Consider the following 16,369-nt stretch of genomic DNA (forward strand, 5'->3'; position numbering starts at 1 on the left):
ATTTTTATTTCTTTTCGACTGCATGTCCGCCAAATTCATTGCGCAGGGCTGCTACAACTTTTCCTGTAAACGTATCATTGTCTAATGAGCGGTAGCGCATTAATAGAGACATTGCGATAACAGGAGTTGCTGCTTGAAGGTCTAATGCTGTTTCTACTGTCCATTTTCCTTCACCAGAAGAATGCATAACTCCCTTAATTTCATCTAGTTTTGCATCTTTAGAAAATGCATTTTCAGTCAATTCCATTAACCATGAGCGAATTACTGAACCGTTGTTCCATACTCTTGATACTTTTTCATAATCGTAGTCAAATTCACTTTTCTCTAAAATCTCAAACCCTTCACCAATAGCAGCCATCATACCGTATTCAATTCCGTTGTGAACCATTTTTAAAAAGTGACCACTACCAGCTTTTCCAGCATATAAGTATCCATTTTCTACAGCTGTATCGCGGAAAATAGGTTCAACGATTTCCCAAGCTTCTTGATCTCCTCCGATCATGTAACAAGCACCATTACGAGCGCCTTCCATTCCGCCAGAAGTTCCTGCATCCATAAAGTGAATACCCTCTGTCTTTAATTGCTCATATCGGCGGATAGACTCTTTATAATGTGAATTACCAGCTTCAATTAATATATCTCCTTTTGATAACAGCGGTGTAACCTCATTAATAACAGAATCAACAACAGCGTGCGGAACCATAACCCAAAGAATTCTTGGTGATTCTAATGACTGAACAAGTTCATTTAAACTAGATACACCTGTAGCCCCATACTCTTTCATTTCTTCCACTGCACTCGTATTTAAATCAAATGCTGCTACTTGATGTTTATGATCAATTAAATTTTTCCCTAAATTTAATCCCATTTTACCTAAACCAATTAATCCTACTTGCATAATATAATTCCTCCTCAAATCACCTTTTATTAAAAATAGATATCACTATAATCTTGAATACCTTTTTGACATATCATTTTCAACACTTATAAGTTGGTATTTTCAGAAAGGTATTCACAGTCATAGTTTAAGAATTCAATACATTTTGTGTAATTTGAACAACATTTTCTGTCGTAAATCCAAATAGATTCATGACTTCAGCCCCAGTTCCTGAAGCTCCAAATGTTTCAATCGATAGTACTTTTCCTTCCTGTCCTACATAACGCTCCCAGCCAAGGGATACGCCCATCTCAAGAGATACTCGTTTTGTTATAGAAGACGGAAGAATTGATTCTTTATATTCTTTCGATTGACGATCGAATAACTCCCAGCTCGGCATTGCAACGATACGAACAGAAACATGTTCTTCTTCTAATTTCGCTTTCGCACTAACAGCCAAGGATACTTCAGAACCTGTCGCAATTAAAATCACATCCGGATTTTCATTTGTTTGCGTTAGTATATAAGCTCCTTTAGAAAGATTCTCTATGTTTGCTTTCGTTTCATCAAACACCGGTAAATTTTGACGGCTTAATACTAAGACCACTGGACCATCCGTTTGCTGTAAAGCATAAGCCCAAGCACTGGCTGTTTCATTTGCGTCTGATGGACGAATAACTGTTAGACCAGGAATTGCCCGAAGAGCAGCCAAGTGTTCAATTGGTTCATGCGTTGGACCATCTTCTCCCACAGCAATCGAATCATGCGTAAATACATAAGTAACAGGTAACTTTTGCAATGCAGCAAGTCGAATTGATGGACGAAGATAATCATTAAATACGAAGAATGTACTTACGAAAGGTTTTACTCCTCCATGAAGTGCCATCCCATTCGCTGCCGCTCCCATTGCATGCTCACGTACACCGAAGTATATATTTCGGCCAGCAAACGATTCTACTGCATACACTGCTTCACCTTTTATATCTGTCATAGTGGAATGCGACAGATCTGCACTTCCACCAAAAATAGAAGGTATCGATTTCACATAATGATTAACAGCTTCTCCACTTGCAACACGAGTTGAAATAGCTTTTTCCGTATCAAAGGATAAAATGTCATTCGCTTCGATTAAAACCTCACCTGTAATCGCTTTTTCTAGTTCATCTGCTAATGCAGGATTCGATTCTCTGTATAAGTTGAACTGCTCGTTCCAGTGGTTCTCTTTTTCAATACCTTTTTGTTTAAGTTCATTAAAATGAACTTTAACTTCTTCAGGTACAAAGAAATCTTCCTCATAATGCCAACCATACACTTGTTTTGTCGCTGTCGCCTCTTCTACTCCAAGCGGGTTACCATGTGCTTTGTTTGTTCCAGCAACTTTTGGACTTCCATAACCTATAATTGTTCTAATTTCTATAAGAGTAGGTTTGTCCGTATTTTCTTTCGCTAATTTAATGGCTCTTGTAATAGCCTCAACATCGTTTCCATCCTCAACCCTTACATACTGCCACTGTGCAGATTCTACCCTTTTCTGAATGTCTTCAGAGAAAGCAATGTTTAATTCACCATCAAGTGAAATTTCATTTGAATCATATAGTACAATTAACTTACCAAGTTTCATATGCCCTGCCATTGACATCGCTTCATAAGAAATACCCTCCATTAAATCACCATCTCCAACTAAAGCATAGGTATTGTGATCTATAATAGAGTGACCATCCTTATTAAACTTCGCTGCTAAATGCGCTTCTGCCATTGCCATTCCTACAGCATTTGCAATCCCTTGTCCTAACGGGCCTGTAGTTGCTTCAACTCCAGGAGTATGACCAAATTCGGGATGTCCCGGTGTTCTACTATTTAACTTTCTGAAACTTTTCAAGTCATCAATTGTAACGTCATATCCAGCTAAATGAAGTAGGCTATATAGCAGACTAGATCCATGTCCCGCCGATAAAACGAAACGATCACGGTTAAACCATTCTGGATTATTAGGATTGTAATTTAAATGATTCGCCCATAATGCATAAGCCATTGGTGCTGCTCCCATCGGAAGACCTGGATGACCTGAATTTGCCTCGTTAATAGCATCAATCGATAAAGTACGAAGTGTATTAACTGCTAATTGATTCATGTTTTGTGCCATAGTAATTGTCCCCCTAAATACCTTCATTTCAGAATGTGCTTATTTTTCCGTTTTTTGATCTAACCACCATTTAAATTCACTTTCTTGTAATAGTTTATTAGCCGCATCTGGACCATATGAACCAGACTGATATTCATGAAGCGGCAATAAGTTTTCCTCGAATGCTTCAAGAATTGGCTGTACCCATTCCCATGACAATTCAACTTCTTTCCAATGTGCAAAGAATGTAGAATCTCCACTCACAGCATCATGGATGAGTCTTTCATAAGCTTCAGGTACCCCCAATTCAACTTGCTCGCAAGTAAAATTAATACGAATCGGTTCAATCTCTCCATTTTTCAATGGATTTTTACTATTTAACTGTAGTGAAACATTCTCACCTGGGCTAATTTCAATTATTAATAAGTTAGGCTCTGCCTTTGGATTATTATCTTGATATTGCTGTTTTAACGTATTTTTAAATTCGATTACAATACGAGTAGACTTTTCTTTCATTCTTTTACCTGTTCGTATATAAAAGGGAACGCCAGTCCAAAATGGATTATCGATCCATAAGCGAGCGGCAACAAATGTGTCTGTGTTAGAAGAAGGATTTACTCCTGGTTCCTCTTTATATGCTACAACTTGTTGACCATTTATTTCTCCTGAAACGTATTGTCCGCGTACGATATGGTTCTGAACGTCTTCTTGTTTCACTTTACGAAGCGCCTCCATTACCTTTCGTTTTTCCTCTCGAATTTCAGATGCACTAATCTTTTCCGGCAGATTCATTGCAGTCATCATTAATATTTGTAATATATGATTTTGAACCATATCACGAATGGCTCCCGCCTGATCATAATATCCGGCTCTTTCTTCAACCCCAACCGTTTCACTAGCTGTGATTTGTACATTCGCTATATGTTCTTTGTTCCAAATCGATTGGAGAACAGGATTTGCAAATTCTAGTGCCTCAAGGTTTTGAATCATCGGCTTACCTAAATAATGATCAATACGGTATATCTCATCTTCTTCAAACGTTCGACTCAGCTTATCATTAAGCTCACGAGCAGATTTGAGGTCGTGTCCAAACGGTTTCTCAATCATCAGGCGTTTCCATCCATCCGTTCTATCAAGTCCGCTTTCCTTAATATTTAAAGCAATTGTCTCGAAAAAATCAGGTGCAACTGAAAGATAGAACATTCTATTACCTTTTATATTTAGTTCTTCTTCCCTTTCACGAACTACTTGTAATAACCTCTCATAGTCTTCCGGCTTACTCACATCTAATGGACAATAGCGAAAATTATCTAAAAAACCTTCAAGTTCTGGAGTACCTTCTTCCCTATGACGGGAAAACGTCTCTATTGATTCTTTTATTCTTTCTTGAAAATCTACATGAGATACTTGACGTCTCCCAAGCCCGATAACGGATATTTGCTTTGGAAGCTTTTGATCTCTATATAAGTTATATAGTGCGGGGTAAATTTTTCTTTTAGCTAAGTCCCCTGTCGCTCCAAATAAAACAAAGGTCATTGATTCCAATTTCAGTCCCCCCTCGTGGTGTATAATCATTGTCAATATATTAAAAATGAATTGTACAGAAGCTAATACTCTTGTTGATTCATTCTTGCTTCTTCTTATCTTCTAACTTCATGTTTTTACAAAAAAACAAAGAGTTATCAAATTCCAATTCTTTTTATACTTTTCGCTTTCTAATTGTCCCCAATATTAATAGTGGCAATTCAAAGCATTTCTACCACAACTTACTTATTTATCGAATTAAACTTAATAATATATATCTAATTACTTTTTATTATTAAATAACCTTTCATCTAGCGTATTAACTACATAAATTATTATCGTCAAGAAAAATATCTTGAATTAAAGATTTTTAAATTCATAATATTTTTCAGTTTTTGTCTATTTATTAAATGATGTACCCATATTAACTTCATCACTCGCAAAATCTTGAATACAAATCTATATAAAGAATGCTTTTTTGCGTATTGCTATAATATATCCATTCATTTTCAAAGATAATGATCAATACAATAAATATCAGCTTCGTCAAAACCTTTACTTAGCTTTGCATTTAACTCGCAAGTGGATTTAAAATTATGACTAAACGGCTTCTCGATAATAAGACGTTTCAATCCTTTTGTAGTCCACAATCCAATCTCCTTAATATTTAAAGCAATCACATCAAAAAGCTCTGGTGCAACAGATAGGTAAAACATGCGCTTTTCAGGAATGTTTAATTCTGTTTCACGTCGCTTTACAAGCCCCAATAAATCTCGATAGCCATCTGTATTCGCTGCATCTAATTGACAATAACGAAATGCGCTAATAAATTCTTTTACTCCTGACTGATCATCAGTAGATCGTCTAGAAAATGTAGCAAGGGATTGTTCTACTCTTGTTTGAAATTCCACATCTGACATTGCCCTTCTACCAATAATAGAAAAAGATTGCGGTATATTTTGATTACTAAATATTGTATAAAGCAGGGTAAATTTTACGTTTCGCTAAATCCCCTGTCGCTCCGAATAAAAGAAATGTCATTGAATCCATTTGCTATCTCCCTTTTTAAAACAATTTCTAGAAAAGAATATATAAGCTCAGTCGCTACTTAGCACAATACTGTCTCTAAAATCTCATACTTTACCAATGTTTCTTTAATACAATTTTGCCAAGAACACGTTCTGACTCACTTAAACGATGTGCTTCTTTTACACCTTCTACATGTAAAGGTAACACATGCGTTACAACAGGCTTAATCTTCCCACTCTCAATTAATTCTGTTATAAGAGAAAGTTCATATCCGTTAGGTTCAGTAAATATATGATCAGTCTGAATGTTTTTCTCTATAGATATTTCAGTTTGCGGGATTTCTATGCCTTTCGGACCATAAATGGACGCTAACTTTCCATTTGGTGCAAGTACTTTATAACTGTCCCTTAGTACATCTTCACCTAATACATCAAATACAATATTGTAATTATGCAGAAGCAGAGAAAAGTCTTCTGTTCTGTAATCGATGGCAGTATCAGCGCCTAGCTCCTTTACAAACTGTATATTTTTTGTACTAGTCGTAGTTGCAACATGTGCGCCAAAGCTTTTTGCTAACTGAATAGCAAACGTGCCAATTCCTCCCGATCCAGCATGAATTAAGACTCTTTCATCTTTTTGAACATTAGCGAATTTCACTAAACTTTGCCAACTTGTCAACCCTACAAGAGGGATTGATGCTGCCTCTTCAAAGGATAGATTTCTCGGTTTTTTCACTACATACTTCTCATCTACAGCCACGTACTCTGCATAAGTGCCGTTTCTTTCAATATCCGGACGACTATATACTTCATCACCCACTTTAAATGCTGTTACTTTTGGCCCTATGGCAATAACTTTACCTGCAACGTCCCATCCTAAAACGAGCGGGAAGTCATAAGAAATTACGTCTTGAAGTAAACCTTCACGTATTTTCCAATCCACGGGATTTACACCAGCTGCATATACTTCAATCAGTACATCGTTGTCTCCCAATAGAGGTGTTTGCATTTCCATCTCTTGTAGTACACTTTCATCTCCATATTGCATAAGTCCTATCGCTTTCATTCTTTCCACTCCTTTACAATGCAGGGAAATGAGGAAGTACTTCTTCCCCTAGCTCATCCAACACTTCATTAGCCGGGCGTTTACCATCAAATAGAGCAAGGAATAAATGATTCACACCAATACTTCGGTATACATCTAACAATTCAATTAGTGCCTTACGCCCTGTACGGTAGCCTAAACGTATTGGTGTAGGACGTTCATTTGGATCTTCAGATAAGTCTAAATGCATCGGTTGTATAAATGGTTTGAATACATCTGGATGATAATCCTCTACTAGTTCTCGCCATTGTCCAATTGCTGCCGCCTGATGTACCGGACTACGTGGATAATACATCCATCCATCACCATGTTCAGCAAACCACTCCATATTTTGCTGACTAAAACCTGTGATAAAGGTCGGAACACGCTTAGACGGTTTTGGAACTAAATTTGCACCATGAACTTCTCCTAGTGTCGATTGGATAAATGGGAAGTTTTTATACAAAATATCTTCCAAGTAAGCAAACGCTTCTCTAAATTTTTCACCTCGTGTTTCATGACTAACACCTAACGCCTTAAAATCAGCACGTCGGTCACCGGATGAAACACCGAGCATAATTCTTTCTGGAAATAGTTGATCCAATGTAGCAATTTCTTTCGCTACACGCAGCGGATGACGAAGTGACAATACAGTTGCCGACGTTCCAAATGCGATTTTCTCTGTTTGGCTTGCTAAATACGTCAAATAAATCATCATATCGTAAATTTGACCTGTTGCAGGATCATCAAAGTCAGGGTCTTGCAGCAAAACATCTCGAAGCCATACGCCTGTAAAACCATATTGTTCCGCTTTTTGTACCAATTCTACTTGTTTTTCCATTGTTGGTGCATGAAACTGATAATTTTCAATAGGAATGTGAACTCCTAATGTAAGTCGTTCTTTCGCAAACATACGATTATATCCAAAATGATTCGCAAACTTTTCCATGTGTTTCACTCACTTTCTTTCATTAATATAAATCTATAATTTTTTTTATTTTTGGTCTTTCTTCTCAAAATTCATAGTTAATCCTGTACACCACAGCCCTAAAAATTTGTTGCAGTTTTGTCTAAATAAAATACGATTGTAATCGTAATATCTAAAACGTAATCGTTATAACTTTGTGCTACGAATGTCATTATAAAACGGTCATAACATTAATAACAGTACGTACTTTAAAGTGATGTAGGCACTTTAAAGTACCTATACCAAATGACTGATTATAAATGTAATCAACAAATCATGCTGCACGAAATGACAACTTCCCTTCCTTCAAAAAGCTTTAAAGTTGCTTTTGCAAGTGCGTTACACTATTTCACGCAATCTCCTCTTCTTTATATAAACTCCTCAAACAAAATGATTGACTTGGAGTTAACTCCAAGTAATACACTTGTAGTGAAAGGAGAGCAATTACAAATGAACGATATATTCACAATATCTGATGTTGCAAAGAAAACAGGATTAAGCACAGATACAATTAGGTACTACGAAAAAATCAACCTTCTTCCCCCAGCTAAAAGAAATGAGAATAATAATAGGCAGTATGTTCAATTAGATATAGATCGAATACTTTTCATTAATCATCTAAAGAGAACACAAATGCCCTTAAATACAATACAAGAATATATGAAATTCTCACGAGCCAAAAACGATGAAGCTTGTAAAGCGATACTTGAGGAACATAAAAACCAAATCACAATCCAGCTAACGAATTTGCAAGCGACTTTGGCCCGCTTTAGTCAAAGCTAATGGAGCAAGGGTTGTATCAGTTAGTTCGCGCGGTCATCGTATTTGTGATATTGATTTTAACGACCCAAACTTTAAAAATCGTCATTACAACAAATGGCAAGCCTACGGACAATCCAAAACAGCAAATGCCTTATTTGCTGTTGAATTAGATAAACGCGGTAAAGAATTTAATGTACGTGCATTCTCTGCCCACCCTGGAACGATTGTCACAAGTTTATCTCGAAATTTAACTGATGAAGAAATGCGTTCAATGGGAGCATTGGACGAGCATGGAAGTCGAGCTTTAGTAAAATATGATGAAGAATTTAAAAGCATTACAGAAGGAGCCGCTACAATTGTATGGTGTGCGGTAAATAGCCAACTTGCTGATCAAGGTGGCGTGTATTGCGAAAATGTTGATATTGCGGAAGCTGTTTCTGCCGAAAATCCAGAACCATCAGGAGTTAGACCTTGGGCTAGTAATACAGAATATGCAGAAATGCTTTGGAAACTAAGTGAAACTCTAACTGGAGTTAACTTTTTGACTAAATCATAATATTATACTTATTTTTTGTACTTTGCTATGCTATAACCACGAACAGGAGGTAATAAACAATGAAAGCACAAATCATCCATTCTTTTGGGAATTCATCTGTATTTCAATTAGAAGAGTTTTCAAAACCGATACTTTTACCAGGACATGTTCTAATCCATGTAAAAGCGACAAGTGTAAATCCAATCGATACGAAAATACGCAGTGGCGCTGTTTCATCAGTTGCTCCTGAATTTCCAGCTATATTGCACGGGGATATAGCTGGTATTGTTATAGAAGTAGGCGAAGGTGTTTCGAAATTCAAACTTGGCGATGAAGTATATGGGTGTGCCGGAGGTTTTAAAGGAACTACTGGTGGTGCACTTGCAGAGTTTATGCTTGCTGATATTCGATTAATTGCTCACAAACCTAAAAATTTAACAATGGAAGAAGCAGCTGCTCTACCATTAGTTGCAATTACGGCTTGGGAATCTTTATTTGATCGTGCAAATATTAAACCTGGTCAAAATGTCCTCATTCATGGAGCTACTGGTGGCGTAGGACACGTAGCCATTCAACTGGCTAAATGGGCAGGTGCTAAAGTTTTTACAACAGCTTCTCAGCAGAACAAAATTGAAATAGCCCATCATCTAGGAGCCGACATAGCTATTAATTATAAAGAAGAATCTGTTCAAGAATATGTGCAAAAACATACGAATGGAAACGGATTTGAAGTTATATTTGATACGGTAGGTAGCAAGAATCTCGATAATTCTTTTGAAGCTGCCGCGGTCAATGGAACTGTCGTAACTATTGCAGCTCGTTCAACCCATGATCTCTCTTCTTTACACGCAAAAGGACTCTCTCTGCACGTTACTTTTATGGCGTTAAAAATATTACATAAAGATAAACGTGACGCTTGCGGGGAGATTTTAACTAAACTAACTCAAATAGTAGAAGAAGGAAAACTTCGACCATTGCTAGATTCTAAAACTTTTACGTTTGATGAAGTTGCACAAGCACATGAGTATATGGAGTCGAATGAAGCAATAGGAAAAATAGTGTTGAAAAACGTTTGGTAACAATGACTCGATAATAAAAATTAATCCGTGTTGGTAAGTAACAGAGTGCTAAAAACTCCTTTATTGCTAGTTTAAGAATTTAGATTATTAACCTTACGGGCTAATAAATATTTGCATTATAAATTGTACAAATGTTAAACAAGGCGATCAAAAATGATCGCCTTGTTCTTTTAGAAAATACAATAGTGTTTTTAGCGAATTTCACCAATGACAAATATATCCCCCATTACTAAAAAGAGCGAATACATCTGTTGTAACTAGACGCTTTATTTTCAAACCACATTTAAGTTATTAAATTAGAATATTACTTATGAAATTTCACACGCTCTTCAAGCGGTTGGAATTCTTTTTCACCTGGTTCAGCTGTTGGATTACCAAATGGCATTTGTGCAATAAGTTTCCAATTAGCAGGGATATCCCATTCTTTTTTCACTTCATCGTCAATTAATGGATTATAGTGTTGTAAAGATGCTCCTAATCCCTCTGCTTCTAATGCCGTCCACACAACTAATTGGTGCATACCTGATGCTTGGTTTGACCAAATCGGGAAGTTTTCAGCATATGCAGCAAATTTTTCTTGAAGTGATTTAACTACAGCTTCATCTTCAAAGAATAGTACTGTTCCATAACCAGCTTTAAAGGAATCCATTTTTTGTTGCGTTCCTGAGAAATCCCTATCTCCAACTACTTTTCTTAATGTTTCAGTTGTAATATCCCATAATTTATTATGAGCTTCACCAAATAATACAACTAATCGCGCAGTTTGAGAATTGAAAGCTGATGGAGTATATTTCACAGCAAACTCCACGATTTCTTTAATTCTTTCATCTGATACTTGTACCTCTTTATTAATCCCATAGTAAGTACGTCTTTCTTTCAGTGCAGTATAAAAATCTTTTGTCATAACTTTATCTCCTCCTAAGTTCTAATATCCTTCAAAATAATATATCTCGAAGATAATATGATTTGAATTTTTTAATCATTAGACTCCCTAGCACCAATTGTTAATCATTCTGAATCTAAGTCTTATAAAATCATTGATAAAATCTAGTCATCGTTTGGTACTATTTTATCCATTCTCTATTAATGTATCCTGCTTGTTTCATATTTACACAAATATGAACTGTAGCTACTTTGATCATCAAATTTCATCTGGATTCGGAGTACCTTCAATAAAAGATATTAACATTTAAATTTAACTAAACATTTCTAATGAATAATAGTAAAAACTATTCCCGCCGATTATTTAATAATTAACATCTCATAAGGATGTTGTGCCATAAATCTTTTCTCCCAAGGAATCTCTAATGATGTCCAATTTGAACCGCCATCTAATGACTGATAAACTCCTTTATTGCTAAACAGATAGAACGTTCCATCGTTTGTTGCCTTTAAAACTGGTATGATTGTGCCTTTAGGAGCTGGTAAACCTGAACTCATTTCTGTCCAAGACTGTTTTTTTTCTTTTCTATAAATAAATGATTCACAATTTCCATTATTGTAATCATGCGCTACGTGTGGATTTGAAGATGTCGCAATAATAATATTTTCTGGATCAGTTGAGTTAACTGCCATTTGATATGCGTAATGATGCTTTAACCCACTACAAATATAGCTCCAAGTCTTACCTCCATCACAACTCTCCGCATACTCTTGACCTGGTTCCTTCAAGAATGAATCACCTAAAACCCCGTATAAACGATTTGGCGCATTGTGATGCGATTTAAGAACGTGGATATCTTGAGGATAGTTCCCCTCTTTTTCCTCAGTCCATGTAATACCGCCATCTACACTTTTGATTAATCCCCCTACCTCAATAGTCGTATAAATGGTTTGTGGATTAGTAGCATCAATTTCAATATGTTTTACATGGTGTGTATATGTTCTTTGAGGAAAGAACCACGATGAATACGATGGCATTTGTCGATAATCGGTTAGTAACTCAAAACTGTCTCCTCCATTCTTGGATACAAACATTGCACTTGGTTCAGTTCCTACATATACTATCCCGTTACCGTCATCACCCTTCGATGGAGATACAGAAACTGCTGTAATAGATCTCATATTAATAGTATTAGCTGGAAACACTTCACCAAAAGAAGGTAACGTACCAATTGCTTCCCATGAACTTCCTCCATCTATACTTCTCCATAATCCTCTATCAAAAGTACCACAATACATTCTTTTTGGGTCGTATGGATCAGAAGCTAACGCAACTGGATTAGCACCTACAAACTGCGAGTGAACGCTCCATGTTGAGTCTTTTTTTTCTGCAATTACAAGTTCTCTATCAAACGCTAATATGAATTTTTCCATAACTAAAATCTCCTCGTTTCATAATATATCTACTGTATTATTTAGATTTTGGACGTTACAAGTTAAGAGATGGCATTTATGTGCTATAGCACATAAATGGTAAATTTTATTCCTTATAAAATTATTTTATAAGGAATATCTGACTAATAACTTACATTATATAATTTATTTAACAATACCTTTAACTGTTGAACCTCTTCACTAGTTAAACTACTTGTTACAAAATCGTTAGCATTTTTAACTACAGGTAAAATATCTTTTTTTATCTCTTCACCCTTTTCAGTCAAAAAAATGTAATGTGAACGTTTATCTTGTTCATTAAAATTCTTCACGACAAACCCTTTTCTTTCCATGGAATGTATCATCCTTACAATCGTACTATGATCTTTATCAATTGTTTGGGCTAGATCCTTTTGGGTCATACCTCTTTGACTATCAAGAATACTAATAAGACTCCATTGTTCCGGAGTAACACCATAAGGCTTTAATTGTTTCATGAAATAATTTGTTAACTTCACATCAGTGCGATGAACAAGATATCCTGTTAAATCATATAGGTCCATATGCCACCTCCAAATAACTCGCAATATACGTGCTATAGCACATATATTATAGAATGCATTATTATATGTCAAACTTTATACTGTCCCCATTCATTCTGTTTTAGAATCAAATCTCTAGATAGCGTAACGCAATTTAAAAGTTATGATATAAACGATATTCAAATAAACAGAAACACTTTCTTGAATAAAAAATATAAAAAAAGAGTGCAACTTTTGCACTCTTTTTTCTCATTTTTATTAGAAATCGAAGTTATCAGGATCTGGACCAACGCGGTGGTTTTCGTTTAACGCATCGATTTTTTCCATATCTTCTTTTGTTAATTCAAAATTAAATACATCAGCATTTGCAATAATGCGGTGTTCTTTCGTTGATTTTGGAATTGTGATCACTCCATTTTGTAGATCCCAACGTAAAATAACTTGCGCTGTTGTTTTACCGTGTTTATCAGCAATTTCTTGTAATGTTTCGTTATCTAATAATTGACCTTGCATAAGTGGTGACCATGCTTCCATTTGAATACCTTCCTCTTTACAGAAAGCTTGTAATTCTTTTTGTGTTAAACGAGGGTGGTATTCTACTTGGTTAATCATCGGTTTAATTTCTGCATCTTTCATTACATCTTGCAGGTGATGAATTTGGAAATTACTTACGCCAATTGCACGTACGCGCTCTTCTTTATAAAGTGTCTCTAATGCTCTCCACGTATCTTTATATTTCCCTTCTACAGGCCAGTGAACAAGATATAAATCTAAATAATCTAGTTCTAATTTTTTTAAGCTCTCTTCATATGCAGCAAGTGTTGCTTCATATCCTTGATCTGCGTTCCATACTTTTGAAGTGATAAATAATTCTTCTCTTGAAATCCCAGCTGCTTCGATTCCTGCACGGATCCCTTCACCTACTGCTTTTTCATTTCCATAAATCGCAGCTGTATCGATGCTGCGGTATCCTGCTTTAATCGCTGCTTTTACAGCTTCTACAAGTTCTGGTCCCTCTTCTACTTTAAATACACCTAAACCGAACCAAGGCATTTCTACACCGTTATGCAATGTTGTTTTACTTTGTAAATTTTTCATTTTATTTTCTCTCCTTTTATTTTACTTGATCTCGTTTTTCTAATGCCATACTCCACGTTGTTAAAATAACAGCTCCTACTACCATAATGCCACCTACCCAAGCTGTATGAATTAACCCTAACGAGTTCGTTACAAGACCACCTAAATAAGCACCAAGAGCAATCCCAGCATTAAACGCCGCAATATTAATTGCCGATGCAACATCGACAGCACTCGGTACAAATCGTTCAGCTAACATTACGACATATACTTGTAGCCCTGGAACATTCATAAATGCGAATAGTCCCATAAAAATAATTGTGATTAACCCAGCAACTTTAAATGGCGCTGTAAATGTTAAAACAAATAATATAATCGCTTGAATAAAGAACATGTAAAATAGCGCTCGAATTGGATTATGGTTCGATAATTTCCCGCCAATTACATTCCCTATCGCGATTGCGATTCCATACACTAACAAAATGATAGTAACCGTATTTGCTTTAAACCCTGTTACCTCTTGTAATAACGGAGATAAATACGTAAATGTTACGAATGTTCCCCCATATCCTAATGCGGTAATGATGAATACAAGTAATAGTCTTCCGTTCGTAATCAGTTTAAATTGATCACGACATGATACAGACGTACCTTTTTTCATATTAGAAGGAATTAGAATACTATTTGCGATTAAGGCAATGATTCCAATTACCACAATTGCCAAAAATGATGTTCTCCAGCCAAATTGTTGACCAATAAACGTTCCAATTGGTGCACCTGTAATAGTTGCTACTGTTACTCCAGTAAACATAATGGCAATTGCGCTAGCACGTTTATTCTCTGGTACAAGTGCCGCAGCAATCGTTGAGCCAATTGACATAAACACACCATGCGAAAGCGCAGACACAATTCTCGCAATAAGTAATACAGTGAAGCTTGTTGCTACCGCTGCGATTCCATTACCAATAATGAAAATAATCATAATCCACATTAATAACGTTTTTCGCGACATATTAGCTGTTAACGACGTTAATACTGGAGCACCAAACGCTACTCCTAACGCATATAAAGAAACAGTTAAACCAGCTGTTGTAACCGAGACATTTAAATCTTCTGAAATGGATGGTAATAAACCGACACTTACAAATTCAGTTGTCCCAATCCCGAATGCACTAATTGCTAGCGCTAATAACGCAAACATACTTCTTCTATTTGTTTGAGCTGCTGAAGAAGATACTGTATATGAATTCAATTGAGTTTCCCCTCTTCCCTATAATTCCTATCATAATAGTGCGATAAAAACACCTTTTTATCTTCTAAAAAATATATTTAATCTCTACAAACACTATTATGAATGGTTTCATTCTTTTTTAAAGAACGCACTTTGAAGTACTATAGGTACTTTTTAGTACCGTACTTTTCGCTTTTCTCTTACATGTACTATTATGAAATGTATTTAATATAATGAATAGTACAAACTTTAAAGTATTATAGATACTAAAAAATAACATAGTTAACTAGTATCGTAAGGCTTGTTTCGTTCTTACATGTGCTATTATGAATGATATTCAACATAATAAAAAGTACGTACTTTAAAGTACTATAGGTACTAAAAAGTAACATTTGCACAGTCTAACTTATTTTGTTCAAAAACTGAAATCTGCATTCACCAAAGGAAGGTTTCATATGTGGAAATACAATCTTCCTATAGAGGCAACGTTAGATGGTATCGCTTGAAAATGTAAGTTTGTTCTCCTTTGTTACTTAACAAAAGGACAACAAACGAACAAGCGGAAATAGAATATTCTTTAACTGATTACAATTGATTTTTAGAGCCCATATTAGATTCTCATTGTACTTTTGGAGAATGTCATCTCGAACAGACTGGAAATACATCCATGCTCATTACCGCAGACCAATAATAAAAAAGGCAAAAACGAACAGAAATATGTTCATTTTTGCCTTTTTTATTTAACGATTAAAATGTACGACTTTTGGAAAGGAAATCTTTATCGGCTCCCGTTACACCACTTTGTCCCCAGTTTCCTGGAATCATTTCGCGAATAAGAATAAGGACTTTATCCAAAGGTGCATGAGTATATTTAGATGTTAGTTGTGTAAGCTCTTTTACCCACTTATCCTTTGTATCTTGATCAAATGTATTCCATATATCAATCTTGATAATAGCCATTCCATCAACGGTACTATCCAGTGTATAGTAAGACTCTTCTGTCTCCCAATTGGACACTCTACTTTTTTCAGCAAAGGTAGCATCACTTGCTACAGCCCCAGCTTTTCCCCAATTTTCTTTCTCAAGTTCCGTTATCAACACTTGAATTTTGTCAGGGACAATTTTTAATAATTTTGTTGTAAGTTCAGTTACTGCATAAATGAATTCCTGTTTTTCTTCTGTTGACATGGTCGGCCAAGTATTTAGCTCGATTAATGGCATAGTA

General features: G+C 35.7%; 15 protein-coding genes and 1 pseudogene. 4 read left to right on the plus strand and 12 right to left on the minus strand.

Annotation, left to right across the window (positions count from 1 at the left end; genetic code table 11):
- Positions 1-4: 4 nt before the first annotated feature.
- The 6 genes from gnd to ACTFQM_RS12180 all read right to left on the minus strand — a co-directional run bounded on the left by gnd (position 5) and on the right by ACTFQM_RS12180 (position 7,584).
- Positions 5-898, minus strand: a complete 894-nt coding sequence (gene gnd / locus ACTFQM_RS12155; RefSeq protein WP_400485253.1) for a phosphogluconate dehydrogenase (NAD(+)-dependent, decarboxylating) — start codon at positions 896-898, stop codon at positions 5-7.
- 127 nt (positions 899-1,025) lie between these two features.
- Positions 1,026-3,020 (minus strand): transketolase, encoded by a 1,995-nt coding sequence (gene tkt, locus ACTFQM_RS12160; RefSeq protein ID WP_440034504.1) that lies wholly within the window; start codon positions 3,018-3,020, stop codon positions 1,026-1,028.
- Positions 3,021-3,059: 39 nt separating this feature from the next.
- Entirely contained in the window at positions 3,060-4,544 is a 1,485-nt protein-coding gene (zwf, locus tag ACTFQM_RS12165; protein WP_440034506.1) for a glucose-6-phosphate dehydrogenase, read from the minus strand.
- 488 nt (positions 4,545-5,032) lie between these two features.
- Entirely contained in the window at positions 5,033-5,497 is a 465-nt protein-coding gene (locus ACTFQM_RS12170; protein ID WP_440035763.1) for a glucose-6-phosphate dehydrogenase, read from the minus strand.
- A 166-nt stretch (positions 5,498-5,663) separates the two neighbouring features.
- Positions 5,664-6,617 (minus strand): NADP-dependent oxidoreductase, encoded by a 954-nt coding sequence (locus ACTFQM_RS12175; protein WP_440034507.1) that lies wholly within the window; start codon positions 6,615-6,617, stop codon positions 5,664-5,666.
- Positions 6,618-6,630: 13 nt separating this feature from the next.
- On the minus strand, positions 6,631-7,584 hold the full coding sequence (locus ACTFQM_RS12180; RefSeq protein ID WP_440034509.1) for an LLM class oxidoreductase: 954 nt from the start codon (positions 7,582-7,584) through the stop codon (positions 6,631-6,633).
- 264 nt (positions 7,585-7,848) lie between these two features.
- On the opposite strand from ACTFQM_RS12180, the gene ACTFQM_RS12185 reads away from it, so the two are divergent.
- The 3 genes from ACTFQM_RS12185 to ACTFQM_RS12195 all read left to right on the plus strand — a co-directional run bounded on the left by ACTFQM_RS12185 (position 7,849) and on the right by ACTFQM_RS12195 (position 9,978).
- The gene (locus ACTFQM_RS12185) at positions 7,849-8,385 is read left to right on the plus strand and encodes a MerR family transcriptional regulator (protein WP_440034510.1); all 537 of its coding nucleotides are present in this window, start codon (positions 7,849-7,851) and stop codon (positions 8,383-8,385) included.
- Between the two features lie 250 nt (positions 8,386-8,635).
- Entirely contained in the window at positions 8,636-8,920 is a 285-nt protein-coding gene (locus ACTFQM_RS12190; protein WP_440034511.1) for a hypothetical protein, read from the plus strand.
- A gap of 59 nt (positions 8,921-8,979) precedes the next feature.
- Positions 8,980-9,978, plus strand: coding sequence for a zinc-dependent alcohol dehydrogenase family protein (locus tag ACTFQM_RS12195; protein ID WP_440034513.1), 999 nt, complete (start codon positions 8,980-8,982; stop codon positions 9,976-9,978).
- A gap of 304 nt (positions 9,979-10,282) precedes the next feature.
- Here the strand turns inward: ACTFQM_RS12195 and ACTFQM_RS12200 are convergent, their stop codons facing one another.
- The 5 genes from ACTFQM_RS12200 to ACTFQM_RS12220 form a co-directional block, all read right to left on the minus strand.
- A complete protein-coding gene (locus tag ACTFQM_RS12200) occupies positions 10,283-10,882 on the minus strand; it encodes a nitroreductase family protein (protein ID WP_071719073.1) in 600 nt (199 codons plus the stop codon).
- A gap of 338 nt (positions 10,883-11,220) precedes the next feature.
- Entirely contained in the window at positions 11,221-12,294 is a 1,074-nt protein-coding gene (locus ACTFQM_RS12205) for a WD40/YVTN/BNR-like repeat-containing protein (RefSeq protein ID WP_440034515.1), read from the minus strand.
- Positions 12,295-12,437: 143 nt separating this feature from the next.
- Positions 12,438-12,857 carry a MarR family winged helix-turn-helix transcriptional regulator gene (locus tag ACTFQM_RS12210; RefSeq protein WP_440034517.1) on the minus strand — a complete coding sequence of 140 codons (420 nt, stop codon included), beginning with the start codon at positions 12,855-12,857 and terminating at the stop codon, positions 12,438-12,440.
- Between the two features lie 237 nt (positions 12,858-13,094).
- Positions 13,095-13,934, minus strand: a complete 840-nt coding sequence (locus ACTFQM_RS12215; protein ID WP_440034519.1) for an aldo/keto reductase — start codon at positions 13,932-13,934, stop codon at positions 13,095-13,097.
- A gap of 16 nt (positions 13,935-13,950) precedes the next feature.
- Complete coding sequence (locus tag ACTFQM_RS12220) at positions 13,951-15,114, minus strand: MFS transporter (protein WP_440035767.1); 1,164 nt, start codon at positions 15,112-15,114, stop codon at positions 13,951-13,953.
- A 485-nt stretch (positions 15,115-15,599) separates the two neighbouring features.
- Here ACTFQM_RS12220 and ACTFQM_RS12225 point away from each other — a divergent pair.
- Positions 15,600-15,835, plus strand: a pseudogene (locus tag ACTFQM_RS12225) (hypothetical protein).
- A gap of 56 nt (positions 15,836-15,891) precedes the next feature.
- On the opposite strand, the gene ACTFQM_RS12230 reads toward ACTFQM_RS12225, so the two are convergent.
- Complete coding sequence (locus ACTFQM_RS12230) at positions 15,892-16,365, minus strand: tautomerase family protein (protein WP_440034520.1); 474 nt, start codon at positions 16,363-16,365, stop codon at positions 15,892-15,894.
- Positions 16,366-16,369: the final 4 nt, after the last annotated feature.

The sequence above is a fragment of the Bacillus cereus group sp. MYBK30-2 genome (genome assembly GCF_051915945.1).
GTDB lineage: Bacteria > Bacillota > Bacilli > Bacillales > Bacillaceae_G > Bacillus_A > Bacillus_A paramycoides.